The sequence below is a fragment of the Streptomyces sp. NPDC054961 genome (assembly GCF_053609145.1).
Map to the genome: position 1 here is coordinate 32,606 of NZ_JBSGWY010000047.1, position 15,035 is coordinate 47,640.

The following is a 15,035-nucleotide window of genomic DNA, read 5'->3' on the forward strand; positions in this document are numbered from 1 at the left end:
CTGACAACAGTCGCGATCTTTATCAGGAGCTCGGAGCGCCCGCCTGCGCCCCCCGGGCCCCCCGCGGCTACCCCAGCAGACGCAGCGCGGACGGTACGCACACGGCGGTCACCGGGAGCGCGCCGAGCGGCTCGCCGTCCGCGTAGGCGGTGCTGCCGGCCGCCTCCAGGGTCACCTTCGCGGCCCGGTGGACGGTGACCTTCGGGTGCGACAGGTGCGTTCCCCGGTACACGCGCGGGAAGACCTTCAGCAGGGTGGTGCGGCTGCAGTCGCCGACCACGGTGACGTCGAAGAGCCCGTCGTCCGGCTCGGCGTCCGCGCAGATGCGCATGCCGCCGCCGTAGGAGGAACCGTTGCCCACGGCCACCAGCGTGGCCTCGGTCTCGAAGGCCGGTCCGTCGTCGAGGGTGATCCGGTAGCGGAAGGGCCGGAAGGCGGCCAGCTCCGCGATCATCGCCAGGTCGTACTTGAACCTGCCGGCCGGCAGCCGCATCCGGTTGCCGCGGTCGTTGACCCGCGAGTCGAAGCCGGAGCACAGCACGGTCCCGTACCAGGTGCCCCCGTCGACCCGGCCGAGGTCGATGTCCCGGATCCGGCCCCCTTTGAGGGCCTCGGCGGCCAGCCGGCCCGCCCCCGCGGGATCCCGTACGGGCAGACCCGTCGCCCGCGCGAAGTCGTTCCCGGTGCCCACCGCGACCACTCCGAGCGGGACCAGGGTGCCCGCCACCGCCTGGAGCGCGAGGGAGACCATGCCGTCCCCGCCGACGGCGACGACCGCGCCGGTGCCCTCGCGGACGGCGGCGCGCAAGCGGACCAGCGCGTCCGCGGCGTCGGCCCCGACGACGGTCCGCACGGAGAAGCCTGCGTCCCGGAGCGCGGAAGCGGCCGGCTGCGCGGCGTGCGCGCCCCGGCCGCGTCCGGCGGTGGGATTGACGAAGAGGGTGATCTCAGCACTCACCCGCGGGAATGTACCTGCCGGGATCCGCCCGCGTCGATCAGGTGGCGTCGTCGTAGCCGTTGATCCGCTGGCGTCCGCCGTCGGTCTGCTCGGGCAGCGAGCCCGCGGCCGACACGGACTCGATCTCGCCGAGCTCCGCGGGCGTCAGGTCCAGCTCGGAGGCCTCGTCGTCGTCCAGGGCCGCGTCGGGGTTGTTCCGAGCCCGCCTGCGGTCGTTGAGGAAGCAGACGAAGAGCGCGAGGAAGTACAGGGTGACGATCGGCGCGGCCAGCGACAGCATGGTCAGCGGGTCGCCGGTCGGCGTCGCGAACGCGGCGAAGATCGTGATGCCCAGCACCATCGCCCGCCACCAGCTCCCGAGCCGCTTCGCGGTCAGCGCCCCGGTGATGTTGAGCAGGATCAGCAGCAGCGGCAGCTCGAAGGCCAGGCCGAAGACGACGATCATGCGCGTGATCAGGTCGAGGTAGTCGTCGACCGGCAGCAGGTTGCGCGCGTTGTCCGGGGTGAACTCGAGCAGGATCACCGCGGTCTGCGGAAGGATCTTGTACGCGAGGATCCCACCGGCGGCGAACAGCGGCGCGCCGACCGCCACGAACCCGACGGCGTACTTCTTCTCGTGGTTGTGCAGCCCCGGGGCCACGAAGCCCCACAGCTGGTAGAGCCACACCGGGGCGGCGAGCACCACACCGGCGGTCAGCGAGACCTTCAGGGCGATGGAGAACGGCGCGATGAGGCCGTTGACCGTCATGTCGGCGCAGGGACGCCCGTTGCGCTGCTCGACCACGCCGTTGGTGCAGCCGACCGAGTCCAGCATCGGCTTCATGATGAAGTCGATGAGGTCCTTGTAGAAGAACGCGGCCACGATGGTGATCGCGAGGACCGCAAGGACCGACTTCAGCAGCCGGTTTCTCAGCTCACGCAGGTGCTCGACGAGAGGCATGCGCCCTTCGGCGTCCTTTGCCTTCTGGTCCTTGTTCTCCTGCTTGCGGGCAGACTTGAGCAACCCACGTCCCTTGTCTCGTTGCAGATGACTGGCGCGACCGCGACGGGCGGGAGTCAGCCCTGAGTGGTGTGGTTGGGCTCGTTCACGGGCCGGGCGCTGGTGACGTCACCGGGCGAGGCCTGGATCGTGCGCGGGGCCGCGGGCTGCTGCTGGCCGGCCTGGTCGGCGACGGAAGCGGCGGTGGAAGCGTCCTCCGCCTCTCCCTCCTTCTTCATCGCCTTCGCCTCGCTCTTGAGGATGCGGGCGGACTTGCCGAGCGAGCGGGCCATGTCGGGAAGCTTCTTGGCACCGAACAGCAGGAAGATCACGGCGACGATAAGGAGGATCTCGAGGGGCTTCAGGTTGCCGATCATGTGTGTCTTCCTTCTCACCGAAACGGCTGGTTGTGGTGGCCAGACGGCCCGGACCTAAATCCGTCGACCGCTCTGACATGGATCGTAACCCCCGGGGGTAAACGCCAGGCAATCCCCCGGGGTATCCCCGCTTGCGTGGTCAGACAGTACGACGGTTGTCCCACCATTACTATGGCCGAACGGCCCGTCCGGCCCGGGCCAGGTCTGCCGCGGCCCGCTCCAGGTCGCCCGACGCGTCCGCGATCCGGCGCCCGGCGTCCGCCACCTGGCCCGAGAGCCTGCGCACCTCCACGAAGACGCGCACCGCGAGGACGGCGAGGACGGCGAGCCCGAGGAAGCCCAGAGCGATTGCGATCATCGGCCACAGCATGGGAAGAGCCTAGGCCACCGCACATGTCACAGGCTGCGCAGGGTGCTCACGCCGCCCCCCGTCAGCAGCTCCACGATGCGCTCACCGGCCGGCTTACGGACCTGGATCCCGCACTCCGGGCAGGTGAAGGAGTAGAAGGTGGTCCGCCGGCTGCCGCCGATGGCCAGCCGCAGGTCCCCCGCGTCCAGCTCGAAGCGGGCACGGCACTCGGTACAGGCCGCCTTGAAGGAGACCGGAGCGTCGGAGACGACCGGAGCACCGGAAACGACCGCAACATCCCGCACACCGGGCGAGCCCGGCACACCCCGCGCCTGCGGGCCGCCCCCCGCGCCCGGCGACCCCGGCCCTGACATCGGCGACATCGCTCCGAGCCCCCTCAGACCCGTTCCCCGGCAGCCGTGTCCTCGTACGCCGCGAGCGCCTCGCGGGCGGCCCGCCGCGCACTGTCGGCGAGCTCCACGGGGGCCACGATCCGCCCCTCGCGCCCCAGCCGCAGCGCGAGCCGGCGCAGCGAGGCCGGATCGGGACTGCGCAACGTGATCCGCAGGCCCCCGTCCGCCAGCTCCTCGGCGCTGTCGTGCGGGTAGTACTCGGCGACCCAGCGCCCGCCCGGACCGACCTCGACCACCACCTCCGGGTCCTCGGCGGCCGGCTGGACCAGGCCCACCGACAGGTCCCGGGGCTCGATGGCCGGCGGGTCCGCCCGCTCGTCGAGCAGACGGATCTCGGCCACCCGGTCCAGGCGGAAGGTGCGCCGCGCCTCCGAGAGGTGGCACCACCCCTCCATGTACGTGTGCCCCACGGCGAAGAGGCGGATCGGGTCCACCTCGCGCTCGGTGAGCTCGTCGCGCGCGGGCGAGTAGTACCGCAGCCACAGCCGCCGCCGCTCGGCGATGGCCCGGTCCACGTCGGCGAAGACCCCGCCCTCGGCCTCGAAGGTCACCGAGAGCCGCGCACTGGCCCCGGCCGCCTCACCGGCGGCCGCCTCCAGCTTCGCGGTCGCCCGCAGGAGGGCGTCCCGGTCGCTCTCGCGCAGCCCGGGCAGCGTGGCCACCGCGCGCGCCGCGACCAGCAGCGCGGTCGCCTCGTCGGCGGCCAGCCGCAGCGGCTCGGCGGTGGACTCCCCCGAAGCGTCGGGATTGCGCCACCAGATCCGCTCCCCGTCGGTGTCGATGTCGAGCAGGTCCCCGCCGCGGAAACTGGTCCCGCACATGGGAAGCACGTCGAGGTCCGAGATCAGCTCGTCCTCGGTGATCCCGAAGGCGCGGGCGACGTCGGCGACGTGCGCCCCGGGACGCTCGCGCAAGTACGTCACCAGCGAAAGCATCCGGCGCGTCTGGTCGATGGCGTTGGCAGCCATGCTGGTACGTCTCCCCCTCAGGGCACGTTCTACGGGAATGGACCGTCTACGGGAATGGACGGGGCCGGTCAGCCCTGGGCGACGGCACGCAGCCGGTCGACCACGTCGGCCCGCAGATCGGCGGGCTCCATCACGACCACGTCGGGGCCGAACTCCACCAGCCAGGCGTCGAGCCCGTGCCCGTACGGGATCTCCAGCTCGTCCCAGCCCTCCCCGCCCGCGCTCTCGCGCAGGGCGGTGGCCTTGGCCCGCAGCGGATAACCCGCCCCGGCCCGCAGCCGGATCAGCGCGGAGCGCTTCGCGCCCTCCCCGGCCCAGCTCGCCACGGTCTCCCGCACGGTCACCACGTCCGGGACCTCGGCGGTGTACACGGCCGCGCGCGAACGGACCTTCCCCGTGATGCGCGAGAGCCGGAACACCCGCTCCGCCCCGCGGTCACGGTCGAACCCGGCCAGGTACCAGTGGCCCCGCCAGCACTCCAGGGCCCAGGGCTCGACCTGACGGCTCTCGGGCCGGGCGGCATTGGACCGGCGGTAGTCGAAGACCACCGGGCGACGGTCGCGGCAGGCCAGCATCAGCGGCTCGAAAGCCGCCTCGTGCACCGGGATCCGCGGTTCGATGGCACTGTGCTGGCCCTCGTAGGGATCCCCGGCCTCCGGCATGCCCCCGGCGCGCAGCTTCTGCAGGGCGCCGCTCGCGGCCCCGGCGAGGCGGGCCTGCTGCCAGACCTTCGCGGCGAGCCCGAGGGCGGCGGCCTCCTCCGCGTCGAGGGCGACGGGCGGGAGCCTGTTGCTGTCACGGCGGGCCAGGTAGCCGGTGTCGCCCTCCAGGTTCTCCACGGTCTCGATGACGAGGCCGAGCTCCCGCAGGTCGTCCTTGTCCCGCTCGAACATCCGGTTGAAGGACTCGTCGTTCCCGGCTTCCATGTACGCCTCGATGGAGCCCCGCAGTTCGCGCTTGCTCAGCGGCCGACGGGTCCCCAGCAGACACAGCGCCAGATTCATCAGCCGCTCGGCCTTGGCAATCGCCATCGACGCCCATCCGCCCTTCTCGCCCCCGCACGCGCAATACCGCCACGCGCGCGCGTGCACCCGCGTGCACCCTCGTGACCGTGACCGTACCGCCCCGTCGGTCCAGGGCAAAAGCGAGGGCCCCCGCCGTCCGGCGGGGGCCCAGCGGCTTCACGGCGTGGCGATCAGGCGTTGACCAGGTCGCACACGAAGATCAGCGTCTCACCCGGCTTGATGGCGCCGCCGGCGCCACGGTCGCCGTACGCGAGGTGGGCCGGGATCGTCAGCTTGCGACGGCCGCCGACCTTCATGCCCTGGACGCCCTGGTCCCAGCCGGAGATGACCTGGCCGACACCGAGCTTGAACTGCAGCGGGGTGCCGCGGTTCCAGGACGCGTCGAATTCCTCACCGGTGGAGAAGGCCACGCCCACGTAGTGGACGGAGACGAGGGAACCGGCCTTGGCCTCGGCGCCCTCGCCCTCCCAGATGTCCTCGATGACGAGGTCGGCGGGGACCGGGCCGTCGGGGAAGTCGATCTCGGGCTTCTCGAGCTTGTCGCTCACGGTACTGCTCCTCAAACGTACGAACAGGGGGACAACCTGGACAGTCTTACATCACCGCGAGGATGTCGAGGCTGAAGACCAGCGTCGAGTTCGCCGGGATGGTGCCCTGCTCCTTGTCCCCGAAGCCCATGTCCGGCGGGATGACCAGCAGGACACGGCTGCCGGCCTTCTTGCCGATCAGGCCTTCCTTCAGACCCTTGACCGAAAGCTGCTCCATCGGCCACGTCACCGACTGGTCGGTGGCGTACGTGCTCTCGAAGGTCTTGTCGTCCTTCCACGTCTTGCCGTTGAACTTGACCACGACGTTGTCGGTGTCCTTGACGGCCGCGCCGTCACCCTCGAGCACGTAGTTCGAGACGAGCTTGGCCGGCGGCGCGACGTCCTTCGGGACGGTCACGGCCACTTCCTTGCCGTCCGTGTTCGTACCGACCTTGGGGAGGTCCTTGTTGTCCTGCGCGACCTCCTTGCCCGTGGCCGACGGCGGGATGGAGGTGCCCTTGACGATGTCCACGACGAAGACCAGCGTGGCGTTCGGCTTGATCTTCGGGGGCGAGCCCTGCTCGCCGTAGCCCAGGTCCGGCGGAATCACCAGCTCCAGACGGCTGCCGACCTTCTTGCCCTCGAGGCCCTGGTCCCAGCCCTTGATGACCTGGCCCGCCCCGATGGTCACGTCGAACGGCTTGCCCTTGCCGAAGCTCTGGTCGAACGGCTCCTTGCCGTCCCAGACCTGGCCGACGTAGTTGACCTGGGCGACATCGCCCTTCTTCAGCACCGGGCCGTCGCCCTCGCTGAGGGTCACCACCTTCAGTTCCTTCGGCGGGGTGCCCGACCCCTTCGACAGGGTGGGAGTCTCCCCGAACTTGGCGCCCTTCGTGATCGCGGGCACCCCGTTCTTCATCTCGGAGCCGCTGTCACCACAGGCCGCTGTCGAAAGCAGCAGAAGGGGTACGACTAGCAGGCCGGCAAGTCGGCGCACGTGTTCCTCAGATCTCAGACGGCACATAGGTCGCCGCCACTCTAAGGCGTGCACAGGGCCCCGTACGAGATTCGTACGGGGCCCCGTCTCAGATCAGTGCCACGTCACACACCGCGACAGCGGCCGAAGGCGGCTCCTACATCCCCGCGATCAGCTTCTCCACCCGGTCGTCCACCGACCGGAACGGGTCCTTGCACAGCACCGTCCGCTGCGCCTGGTCATTGAGCTTCAGATGCACCCAGTCGACCGTGAAGTCCCGCCGCTGCTCCTGCGCACGGCGGATGAAGTCACCGCGCAGCCGCGCCCTCGTCGTCTGCGGAGGCACCGACTTGCCCTCGAAGATCTTGAGGTCGTTGCAGATCCGCGCCGCCTGCCCCTTGCGCTCCAGCAGGTAGTACAGCCCGCGCCGACGATGGATGTCGTGGTACGCGAGGTCTATCTGAGCCACGCGCGGATTCGACATGGTCATGTTGTGCTTGGCCCGGTACCGCTCGATCAGCTGGTACTTCATGACCCAGTCGATCTCGGTCCCGATCCGGTCCAGGTCCTCCGCCTCGATCGCGTCGAGGGTCCGGCCCCACAGCTCCAGCACCTGGTCGACGACACCGGTACGGATGCCCCGGCGCTCGGCGAAGTCCACCGCCTTGTCGTAGTACTCCCGCTGGATCTCCAGCGCGGAGGCCTCCCGGCCGCTCGCCAGCCGCACCTTGCGCTGACCGGTGATGTCGTGACTGACCTCGCGGATCGCCCGGATCGGGTTCTCCAGCGTCAGGTCCCGCATCACCGTGCCCGCCTCGATCATGCGCAGCACCAGATCGGTCGCCCCGACCTTGAGCAGCATGGTCGTCTCGGACATGTTCGAGTCGCCCACGATCACGTGCAGACGGCGGTAGCGCTCGGCGTCCGCGTGCGGCTCGTCCCGCGTGTTGATGATCGGCCGCGAGCGGGTCGTGGCCGAGCTGACGCCCTCCCAGATGTGCTCGGCCCGCTGGCTCACGCAGTAGACCGCGCCCCGGGGCGTCTGCAGCACCTTGCCCGCGCCGCAGATCAGCTGACGCGTGACGAGGAACGGGATGAGAATGTCCGCGAGCCGCGAGAATTCCCCGTGCCGGGCCACCAGATAGTTCTCGTGGCACCCGTACGAGTTGCCCGCCGAGTCGGTGTTGTTCTTGAACAGATAGACGTCGCCCGCGATTCCCTCCTCGTGCAAGCGGCGTTCGGCGTCGACGAGCAGGCCTTCGAGAATGCGCTCGCCGGCCTTGTCGTGGGTGACCAGTTCGATCAGGTTGTCGCATTCGGGAGTTGCATACTCCGGATGCGAACCCACGTCGAGGTAGAGGCGGGCGCCGTTCCGCAGGAAGACATTGCTGCTGCGGCCCCATGACACAACACGGCGGAAGAGGTAGCGCGCCACTTCGTCAGGAGACAGTCGGCGCTGTCCCCTGAACGTGCACGTGACGCCGTACTCGTTCTCCAGCCCGAAAATGCGGCGGTCCATGACTGAACATTACGCCTTCTGCTCTGTTCTGAAACCGAGTTCGCGAGCGTCGTTCCGATCATTTTCCCGGGAACCGGCCACCGCACCGCCCGCGGCCGGGCGCCCCAGCACCCGCTGAGTGGCCATCAGCACCACCAGCGCCGCGGCCCCGGCCACGCTCGCCACCGCGAAACCGGCCGCCGTACCGCCCGCCTCCACCGACGGACCGGCCGCCGCCGTACCGATCGCCGCCCCCACGCCGAAGAACGTCACCAGCCACGAGAACGCCTCCGTCACCGTCCCCGCCGGAGCGTGCCGGTCCACCACGATGAACGCGCACGCGATCGCCGGCGCCAGGAACACCCCCGCCAGCGCCGTCAGCGCCGTCATCGCCACCGGACCCGGCACCAGCATCAGCGGCAGGTAACAGACCGCCAGCAGCCCCACGAGCAGCCGCAGCCGCCGCTCCGCCGCCCCCGGCCACTGCCGGGACCCGTAGAACACCCCGCCCACCAGCGCGCCCAGGCCCAGCGCCGCCATCAGCCAGCCGTAGACCGCCTGGCCCCCGTGCCCGTCGGCGTACGCCACGCCCGCCACCGTGATCGACCCCAGCGCCGTCCCCACGAAGAAGAAGGCGCCCAGCAGCGCCAGCAGCCCCCGCGACCGCAGGGCCCCCAGCCAGTGGGCCTCGCGCGGCGCCGAACGCCACGTACGGGAGGGCTCGGACACCACGACCGACAGCGCCCCGAGCACCCCGATCGCGTTGATGGCCAGCAGCGCGGCCGCCGGATCCCACAGCGCCACGAACAGGGTCACCAGCAGCGGCCCCACCGTGAACATGACCTCCTGCGCCACCGCGTCCATCGCGTACGCCGTGTGCACCCGCTCCTCCTTGCCGCCGAGCACGCTCGGCCACAAGGCGCGCAGCCCGCCCTCCAGCGGCGGCGTAAACAGCCCCGCGACCACGACCGCCCCGTACGCCGCGACCGCCGACCCGGTCCCCGCGACCGCCAGCCACACCATGCCCAGCGCCGAGAGGACCGCAGCCGGCAGCTGCACCCGCGGCTGCCCGTACAGGTCCACCGCCCGGCCCAGCAGCGGCTGCCCGACGGCGTTGGCCACCCCGTACACCGCCGCCAGCGCGCCCGCCAGGCTGTAACTGCCCCCCTCGGCCCGGGTGAACAGCACGATCGCGATCGGCCCCGTGCCGTTCGGCAGCCGGCCTATGAGCGTGCCCACCAGCAGCCTCGCGGCGTGCCGGGTCCTGAGCAGCTCCGCGTACCCCGCGGCCATGTCCGCCCCCCTTCTGCCCGGTTCCGACCGGGGTAATACGTATAACGCGACGCGTCATACGTACCATGGCCCCATCCCGGCGGTCCACACGCCACCACCCCGCCGGACCCCCCGAACCCCCCTGACCTCGCACTCCAGGAGCACCGTGTGACGAGACCCACCAGCCGCGACGTGGCCACCGCCGCCGGGGTCTCCCAGGCCACCGTCTCCCTCGTCCTCGGCGACAAATGGCGCGGCCGCGTCTCCGAACGCACCGCGGACACCGTCCGCCGGACCGCCACCGAACTCGGCTACCGCCCCAACCTCGCCGCCCGCAACCTCCGCCTCGGCTCCACCCGCACCGCCCTCCTCGTCGTCCCCGCCCTCACCAACGAGTTCTTCGCCCGCGTCTACACCGGCGCCGCCCGCGTCGCCGCACGACACGGCTTCGGCGTCGTCCTCTACCCCTCCCCCGACGGCACCGGCCCCGCCCGCGACCCCTTCGCCTCCGCCGCCGCCGCCCTCGACGGAGTCATCGCCTCCTCCATGGCCGCCGACGCCCTCGAAGCCCTGGGCGGCGACGGACTCCCCCTCGTCATGCTCGACAGCGACCCCACCGCCGGCACCGCCGCCGCCCATGTCAACCTCGCCATCGCCGACGGCATGCGCCAGGTCACCGCGCACCTCCTCGCCCACGGCCACCGCCGCTTCCTCCACCTCGCCTCCGCCGTCGACTCCTGGACCTTCGACATCCGCGCCGCAGCCCTGAGCGCCCTCCTGAGCCCCTCCGCCGAACTGCGCACCGTACGGTCCCCGCTCACCGTGGACGGCGCCCGTACGGCCACCGAGGCCGCCCTGGCCGCCCCCGGGGCCCGCCCCACCGCCATCGTCTGCGACGACGACATCCTCGCCGCCGGAGCCTGCAAGGCCGCCCGGCGCCTCGGCCTGCGCGTCCCCGAGGACCTCTCCGTCACCGGCTTCGACGACCTCGCCCTCGCCACCGCCGTCGAACCCGAACTCACCACCGTCCGGCTCCCCGCCGAACGCATCGGCGAACAGGGCATGACCGCCCTCCTCGCCGTCCTCGAAGGCACCCCCTGGACCGCCGCCGACCTCCCCGTCGAACTCGTCGTCCGCGACTCCTCGGGCCCCGCCCCGGCCCCGTGACGCGCGAAAGCGCCCCCGGCCGCGAGGCCGGGGGCGCTTGCACACGCCTGATCCCTACTCGGCTTCCTCGTCGGGAGCCTCGTCGTTCGAGACGGCGTCCGCCTGGACGGCCGCCGGAACGTCCGCCTCCAGCAGCCGCGACAGCTGCCGTCCCCGGATCCGCTTGAACTTGCGCTGCTGGCCCCGCGTACGGTCCAGCACCGCCACCTCCAGCCGCTCGGCCGGAATCGTCTTGTCCGTACCGTTCGCCTGGCTGGACAGCGCCTGCACCGCCAGCTTCAGGGCCTCGGACAGGGTCATCCCGTCCTGGTGCCGCTGATCGAGGAACGTACTGATCTGCTCGGCGTTGCCGCCGACCGCGACCGAACCGTGCTCGTCCACGATCGACCCGTCGTGCGGCAGCCGGTAGATCTGGTCGCCCGCGGCCGTGGCACCGACCTCGGCCACCACCAGCTCCACCTCGTACGGCTTCTCGCCGGCGCTGGAGAAGATCGTTCCCAGCGTCTGCGCGTAGACGTTCGCCAGCCCACGGGCCGTCACGTCGTCACGGTCGTAGGTGTATCCGCGCAGATCGGCGTAGCGCACGCCCCCGATCCGCAGGTTCTCGTACTCGTTGTACTTGCCGGCGGCCGCGAAGCCGATCCGGTCGTAGATCTCGCTGAACTTGTGCAGCGCGCGAGAGGGGTTCTCCCCGACGAACACGATGCCGTCGGCGTACTGGATCACGACGAGGCTGCGACCGCGCGCGATGCCCTTGCGGGCGTACTCCGCCCGGTCGGCCATCGCCTGCTGCGGTGAAACGTAGAACGGAGTCGACACCGGCTGTCCGTCCCTTTCTTCTGGGCTCCTACGGGGCGACGGATGGTCAGAGCAGGGCGGCGCGCGGGCCGTCGGGCTGCTCCAGCCGACGATTCGTGATCTTACGGGCCAGCTCCGACGACTCCTCGTCGGTCAGCCTGCGGAATCCCTCATCGGTCATGACGGTGACGATGGGGTAGATGTGGCGGTACAGGTCCGGACCACCGGTCGCCGAGTCGTCGTCGGCGGCGTCGTACAACGCCTGGATGACGAGCGTCGTCGCCTCTTCCTCCGTCAGCTTCGAGTGGTACAGCTTCTTCATGGAGCCGCGCGCGAAGATCGAGCCGGAACCGGTCGCGGCGTACCCGTGCTCCTCGGAGCGGCCGCCGGTCACGTCGTAGGAGAAGATCCGGCCCTTCTCCTTGGCCTCGTCGTACCCGGCGAAGAGCGGTACGACCGCGAGGCCCTGCATCGCCATTCCCAGATTGCTCCGGATCATGGTGGAGAGACGGTTCGCCTTGCCCTCCAGGCTCAGGGTCGCCCCCTCCACCTTCTCGAAGTGCTCCAGCTCCAGCTGGAACAGCTTCACCATCTCCACGGCCAGACCGGCCGTACCGGCGATCCCGACGGCGGAGTACTCGTCCGCCGGGAACACCTTCTCGATGTCCCGCTGCGCGATCATGTTCCCCATGGTCGCCCGCCGGTCACCGGCGAGGACGACCCCGCCGGGGAAGGTGGCGGCCACGATGGTCGTCCCGTGCGGCGCCTCGACGATCCCCTCCGGGAGCCTCCGGTTGCCCGGCAGCATCTCGGGCTGGTGCGCGCCCAGGAAGTCCATGAAGGACGAGGACCCCGGCGTCAGGAAGGCTGCCGGTAGACGCCCTGTGCTACGAGTGTTGGGTTCCACAGGTTTCCTTCCACATAAGCGGCTGCACGCCGTATGACGTCCGGCCGATCCTTGAGTTGCCCCAGTGCTGCGTTGCAGGCAAAGCACAGCACGCCCCGGACCCTACCCGTCTGGTGATCGTGATCCACATGTTCTGCCGGACCCTCCTGGCAGATCACGCACACTCCACCCTGAGCCGCGATCATCTCGTCGCGTTCGGCTTCGGTGATGCCGTATTTACGCATGAAGTAGCTCGCTCGGTTCCGCTTCGCCCTGCATGTGCGGCAGTAACTAGACCACCCATCCGATGTGGTCTTGTTCGCTTCCCATTCCGAGTGCGGCTTAATCTCCTCACACCGGGGACACCGCTTGCGGCCGGACGGGACGGCAACCTTCTGCCGCACCGTCCGCCCCTTCGCCTCTTGGCGCTCCTTGTAGTACTCCGCCGAGCACGTGCGGCAATAGGCCTGTAATCCATCAGGTGACGAGCGGTTGCTCTGGAATTCCGCTCGCGGTCTGTCCTGCTTGCATCGAGAACACCGCTTCGTACCCTCGGAGAACAACCCCGCCCCCGCCTTCGATTCGAAGGTCAAATGGCCCTACTGGCCACCTTTTTGCACGAACGACCGCACGAAGTCCTCGGCATTCTCCTCGAGCACATCATCGATTTCGTCGAGTACCGAGTCGACGTCGTCCGAGAGCTTTTCCTGTCGCTCCTTGAGGTCGGTCGATTCTTCGACCGCGGCCTCCTCGACCTCCTCGGTCGAGCGCTGCGCCTTCTGCTGTCCGCCGCCGGTGTCCTTGGTCGCCATGTCTAGCTCACCCCGCTCGGTTCGCACGCTCACACGGAGAGACCCCGGGAATTCGGGATCCCTCAAGATCAGACCCTACGTCGGACCCTACAAGGAGGCTCCGACATTCGTCGCCGTACTTGTTCAGAAAATCCCGCGGAACGCCCGGGTGTCTTCATGATTCCCAGGTCGGGGGCCTTTCAGCCCCCGACGGGCGATCGATCGAAGGGGCTCAGCGCCCCGAAAGCACCCGCACCAGGTCCTGCGCCGTCCGGCACCGGTCCAGGAGCTCCTTCACGTGGGCCCTCGTCCCCCGGAGCGGTTCCAGCGTCGGGACCCGCTGGAGCGAGTCGTGGCCGGGCAGGTCGAAGATCACCGAGTCCCAGGAGGCCGCGGCCACGTCGTCCGCGTACTGCTCCAGGCAGCGGCCCCGGAAGTACGCCCGGGTGTCCTCCGGGGGCTTGCCCTGCGCCCGTTCCACCGCGGTCTCGTCCAGCAGCCGCTTCATCTTGCCGCGGGCCACCAGGCGGTTGTACAGCCCCTTGTCAGGCCGTACGTCCGCGTACTGCAGGTCCACCAGGTGCAGCCGCGCCGCGTCCCAGCCCAGTCCGTCCCGGCGCCGGTAGCCCTCCAGGATCTCCCGCTTCGCGATCCAGTCGAGCTCCCCGGACAGGCCCATCGGGTCGGTCTCCAGCCGGCCCAGTACGTCCTCCCAGCGGGCCAGTACGTCCTTGGTCTGCTCGTCCGCGTCGGAGCCGAAACGCTCCTCCACGTACTTCCTGGCCAGCTCGAAGTACTCCATCTGGAGTTGTACGGCGGTCAGCGTGCGGCCGCTGCGCAGCGTGATCAGGTGGTGCAGGTCGGGGTCGTGGGAAACCTGGTGCAGGGTGCGCACGGGCTGGTCCACGGCGAGGTCGACGTTGATGTAGCCGTCTTCGATCATGGACAGGACGAGTGCGGTCGTGCCGAGCTTGAGGTAGGTGGAGATCTCGGAGAGGTTGGCGTCGCCGATGATCACGTGGAGCCGGCGGTACTTCTCGGCGTCCGAGTGGGGTTCGTCGCGGGTGTTGATGATGGGGCGCTTGAGGGTGGTCTCGAGGCCGACCTCGACTTCGAAGTAGTCGGCGCGCTGGCTGATCTGGAAGCCGTGTTCGCGGCCGTCCTGGCCGATGCCGACGCGGCCGGCGCCGGTGAAGACGATGCGCGAGACGAAGAAGGGGGTGAGGTGGCGCACGATGTCCGAGAAGGGGGTCTCCCGCTTCATCAGGTAGTTCTCGTGCGTGCCGTAGGAGGCGCCCTTGTTGTCGGTGTTGTTCTTGTAGAGGTGGATGGGCTGGGCCCCGGGGAGCTGGGCGGCCCGGACGGCCGCCTCCGCCATGATCCGCTCGCCGGCCTTGTCCCAGAGGACGGCGTCGAGCGGGTTGGTGATCTCCGGCGAGCTGTATTCGGGGTGGGCGTGGTCCACGTAGAGGCGTGCGCCGTTGGTGAGGATGACGTTGGCGAGGCCGATGTCCTCGTCGGTGAGCTGGCTGTTGTCGGCGGCCTCGCGGGCGAGGTCGAAGCCGCGGGCGTCCCGCAGCGGGTTCTCCTCCTCGAAGTCCCAGCGGGCGCGTCGCGCCCGGTGCATCGCCGCCGCGTAGGCGTTGACGATCTGGGACGAGGTGAGCATGGCATTGGCGTTCGGGTGCCCCGGGACGGAGATCCCGTACTCCGTCTCGATCCCCATTACTCGCCGTACGGTCATGCGGCCCTCCTTGCCCGGCGGCGCTCCCGTGCGGGAGCGGCGCTCAAGTACCGCTGGTGCTCCGATGCGTCGTGTGCGGTGCCCGTCCCCGCACTGCGCGACCTGCGGTACGGAAGAGCCTAGAACCACTCCGCGCTGGTGGGGAGATCATTTCGGTCATTGAATTCGACCGGTCACCGGCTGAAAAGAGCAGTCGGTAAAACAGGCGGGGGGGGGGGGGCCGGGGGGGGGCCCCCCCCCCCCCCCCGGGGGTTGTGGTTAATTCAGGGTGTTGGGCCCCGGGGGCTTGTGTGTGACGGGTGGGGGC

General features: G+C 70.0%; 17 protein-coding genes. 1 reads left to right on the plus strand and 16 read right to left on the minus strand.

The window, feature by feature from the left end; all coding sequences use genetic code 11:
* Positions 1 to 67: 67 nt before the first annotated feature.
* From ACWF9Z_RS30905 to ACWF9Z_RS30955, 11 genes are all read right to left on the minus strand, one after another.
* Positions 68 to 958: a diacylglycerol kinase gene (locus ACWF9Z_RS30905; protein ID WP_453607576.1), complete on the minus strand. Its 891-nt coding sequence runs from the start codon at positions 956 to 958 to the stop codon at positions 68 to 70.
* A gap of 37 nt (positions 959 to 995) precedes the next feature.
* A complete protein-coding gene (tatC, locus tag ACWF9Z_RS30910) occupies positions 996 to 1,961 on the minus strand; it encodes a twin-arginine translocase subunit TatC (RefSeq protein ID WP_453607579.1) in 966 nt (321 codons plus the stop codon).
* 53 nt (positions 1,962 to 2,014) lie between these two features.
* Positions 2,015 to 2,314, minus strand: coding sequence for a Sec-independent protein translocase subunit TatA (gene tatA, locus ACWF9Z_RS30915; protein WP_449481283.1), 300 nt, complete (start codon positions 2,312 to 2,314; stop codon positions 2,015 to 2,017).
* Positions 2,315 to 2,483: 169 nt separating this feature from the next.
* A complete protein-coding gene (locus tag ACWF9Z_RS30920; protein ID WP_453607583.1) occupies positions 2,484 to 2,684 on the minus strand; it encodes a hypothetical protein in 201 nt (66 codons plus the stop codon).
* Positions 2,685 to 2,710: 26 nt separating this feature from the next.
* Positions 2,711 to 3,037 (minus strand): hypothetical protein, encoded by a 327-nt coding sequence (locus ACWF9Z_RS30925; protein ID WP_453607586.1) that lies wholly within the window; start codon positions 3,035 to 3,037, stop codon positions 2,711 to 2,713.
* Between the two features lie 23 nt (positions 3,038 to 3,060).
* Complete coding sequence (locus ACWF9Z_RS30930) at positions 3,061 to 4,044, minus strand: helix-turn-helix transcriptional regulator (protein WP_453607587.1); 984 nt, start codon at positions 4,042 to 4,044, stop codon at positions 3,061 to 3,063.
* Between the two features lie 68 nt (positions 4,045 to 4,112).
* Entirely contained in the window at positions 4,113 to 5,075 is a 963-nt protein-coding gene (locus ACWF9Z_RS30935; protein ID WP_453607590.1) for a helix-turn-helix transcriptional regulator, read from the minus strand.
* 164 nt (positions 5,076 to 5,239) lie between these two features.
* Entirely contained in the window at positions 5,240 to 5,617 is a 378-nt protein-coding gene (locus ACWF9Z_RS30940) for an FKBP-type peptidyl-prolyl cis-trans isomerase (protein WP_453607592.1), read from the minus strand.
* Positions 5,618 to 5,663: 46 nt separating this feature from the next.
* Positions 5,664 to 6,593: an FKBP-type peptidyl-prolyl cis-trans isomerase gene (locus ACWF9Z_RS30945; RefSeq protein WP_453607594.1), complete on the minus strand. Its 930-nt coding sequence runs from the start codon at positions 6,591 to 6,593 to the stop codon at positions 5,664 to 5,666.
* A 136-nt stretch (positions 6,594 to 6,729) separates the two neighbouring features.
* On the minus strand, positions 6,730 to 8,091 hold the full coding sequence (gene pafA / locus ACWF9Z_RS30950) for a Pup--protein ligase (RefSeq protein ID WP_214948088.1): 1,362 nt from the start codon (positions 8,089 to 8,091) through the stop codon (positions 6,730 to 6,732).
* A gap of 9 nt (positions 8,092 to 8,100) precedes the next feature.
* The gene (locus ACWF9Z_RS30955) at positions 8,101 to 9,363 is read right to left on the minus strand and encodes an MFS transporter (RefSeq protein WP_453607597.1); all 1,263 of its coding nucleotides are present in this window, start codon (positions 9,361 to 9,363) and stop codon (positions 8,101 to 8,103) included.
* A 147-nt stretch (positions 9,364 to 9,510) separates the two neighbouring features.
* Between ACWF9Z_RS30955 and ACWF9Z_RS30960 the strand changes: the two genes are divergently transcribed.
* Positions 9,511 to 10,509, plus strand: coding sequence for a LacI family DNA-binding transcriptional regulator (locus ACWF9Z_RS30960; RefSeq protein ID WP_453607600.1), 999 nt, complete (start codon positions 9,511 to 9,513; stop codon positions 10,507 to 10,509).
* Between the two features lie 54 nt (positions 10,510 to 10,563).
* Here ACWF9Z_RS30960 and prcA read toward each other — a convergent pair whose 3' ends face one another.
* The 5 genes from prcA to dop form a co-directional block, all read right to left on the minus strand.
* Entirely contained in the window at positions 10,564 to 11,328 is a 765-nt protein-coding gene (gene prcA / locus ACWF9Z_RS30965) for a proteasome subunit alpha (RefSeq protein WP_453607603.1), read from the minus strand.
* Positions 11,329 to 11,374: 46 nt separating this feature from the next.
* Entirely contained in the window at positions 11,375 to 12,214 is an 840-nt protein-coding gene (gene prcB / locus ACWF9Z_RS30970) for a proteasome subunit beta (protein ID WP_453607605.1), read from the minus strand.
* Entirely contained in the window at positions 12,166 to 12,438 is a 273-nt protein-coding gene (locus ACWF9Z_RS30975) for an endonuclease VII domain-containing protein (RefSeq protein WP_453607608.1), read from the minus strand. The genes prcB and ACWF9Z_RS30975 overlap by 49 nt, the downstream gene beginning before the upstream one ends.
* Before the next feature lie 354 nt (positions 12,439 to 12,792).
* Positions 12,793 to 13,005: a ubiquitin-like protein Pup gene (locus ACWF9Z_RS30980; protein ID WP_133898495.1), complete on the minus strand. Its 213-nt coding sequence runs from the start codon at positions 13,003 to 13,005 to the stop codon at positions 12,793 to 12,795.
* A 211-nt stretch (positions 13,006 to 13,216) separates the two neighbouring features.
* Positions 13,217 to 14,728, minus strand: a complete 1,512-nt coding sequence (gene dop / locus ACWF9Z_RS30985) for a depupylase/deamidase Dop (RefSeq protein WP_453607611.1) — start codon at positions 14,726 to 14,728, stop codon at positions 13,217 to 13,219.
* Positions 14,729 to 15,035: the final 307 nt, after the last annotated feature.

Excerpts from the sequence above, each read along its gene's own strand:
- ACWF9Z_RS30930 (WP_453607587.1), bottom strand. The coding sequence starts at position 4,044 with ATGGCTGCCAACGCCATCGACCAGACGCGCCGGATGCTTTCGCTGGTG.
- ACWF9Z_RS30980 (WP_133898495.1), bottom strand. The coding sequence starts at position 13,005 with ATGGCGACCAAGGACACCGGCGGCGGACAGCAGAAGGCGCAGCGCTCG.
- pafA (WP_214948088.1), bottom strand. The coding sequence starts at position 8,091 with ATGGACCGCCGCATTTTCGGGCTGGAGAACGAGTACGGCGTCACGTGC.
- ACWF9Z_RS30955 (WP_453607597.1), bottom strand. The coding sequence starts at position 9,363 with ATGGCCGCGGGGTACGCGGAGCTGCTCAGGACCCGGCACGCCGCGAGG.
- ACWF9Z_RS30920 (WP_453607583.1), bottom strand. The coding sequence starts at position 2,684 with ATGCTGTGGCCGATGATCGCAATCGCTCTGGGCTTCCTCGGGCTCGCC.
- ACWF9Z_RS30925 (WP_453607586.1), bottom strand. The coding sequence starts at position 3,037 with ATGTCAGGGCCGGGGTCGCCGGGCGCGGGGGGCGGCCCGCAGGCGCGG.
- tatA (WP_449481283.1), bottom strand. The coding sequence starts at position 2,314 with ATGATCGGCAACCTGAAGCCCCTCGAGATCCTCCTTATCGTCGCCGTG.
- dop (WP_453607611.1), bottom strand. The coding sequence starts at position 14,728 with ATGACCGTACGGCGAGTAATGGGGATCGAGACGGAGTACGGGATCTCC.
- ACWF9Z_RS30975 (WP_453607608.1), bottom strand. The coding sequence starts at position 12,438 with ATGCGTAAATACGGCATCACCGAAGCCGAACGCGACGAGATGATCGCG.
- ACWF9Z_RS30935 (WP_453607590.1), bottom strand. The coding sequence starts at position 5,075 with ATGGCGATTGCCAAGGCCGAGCGGCTGATGAATCTGGCGCTGTGTCTG.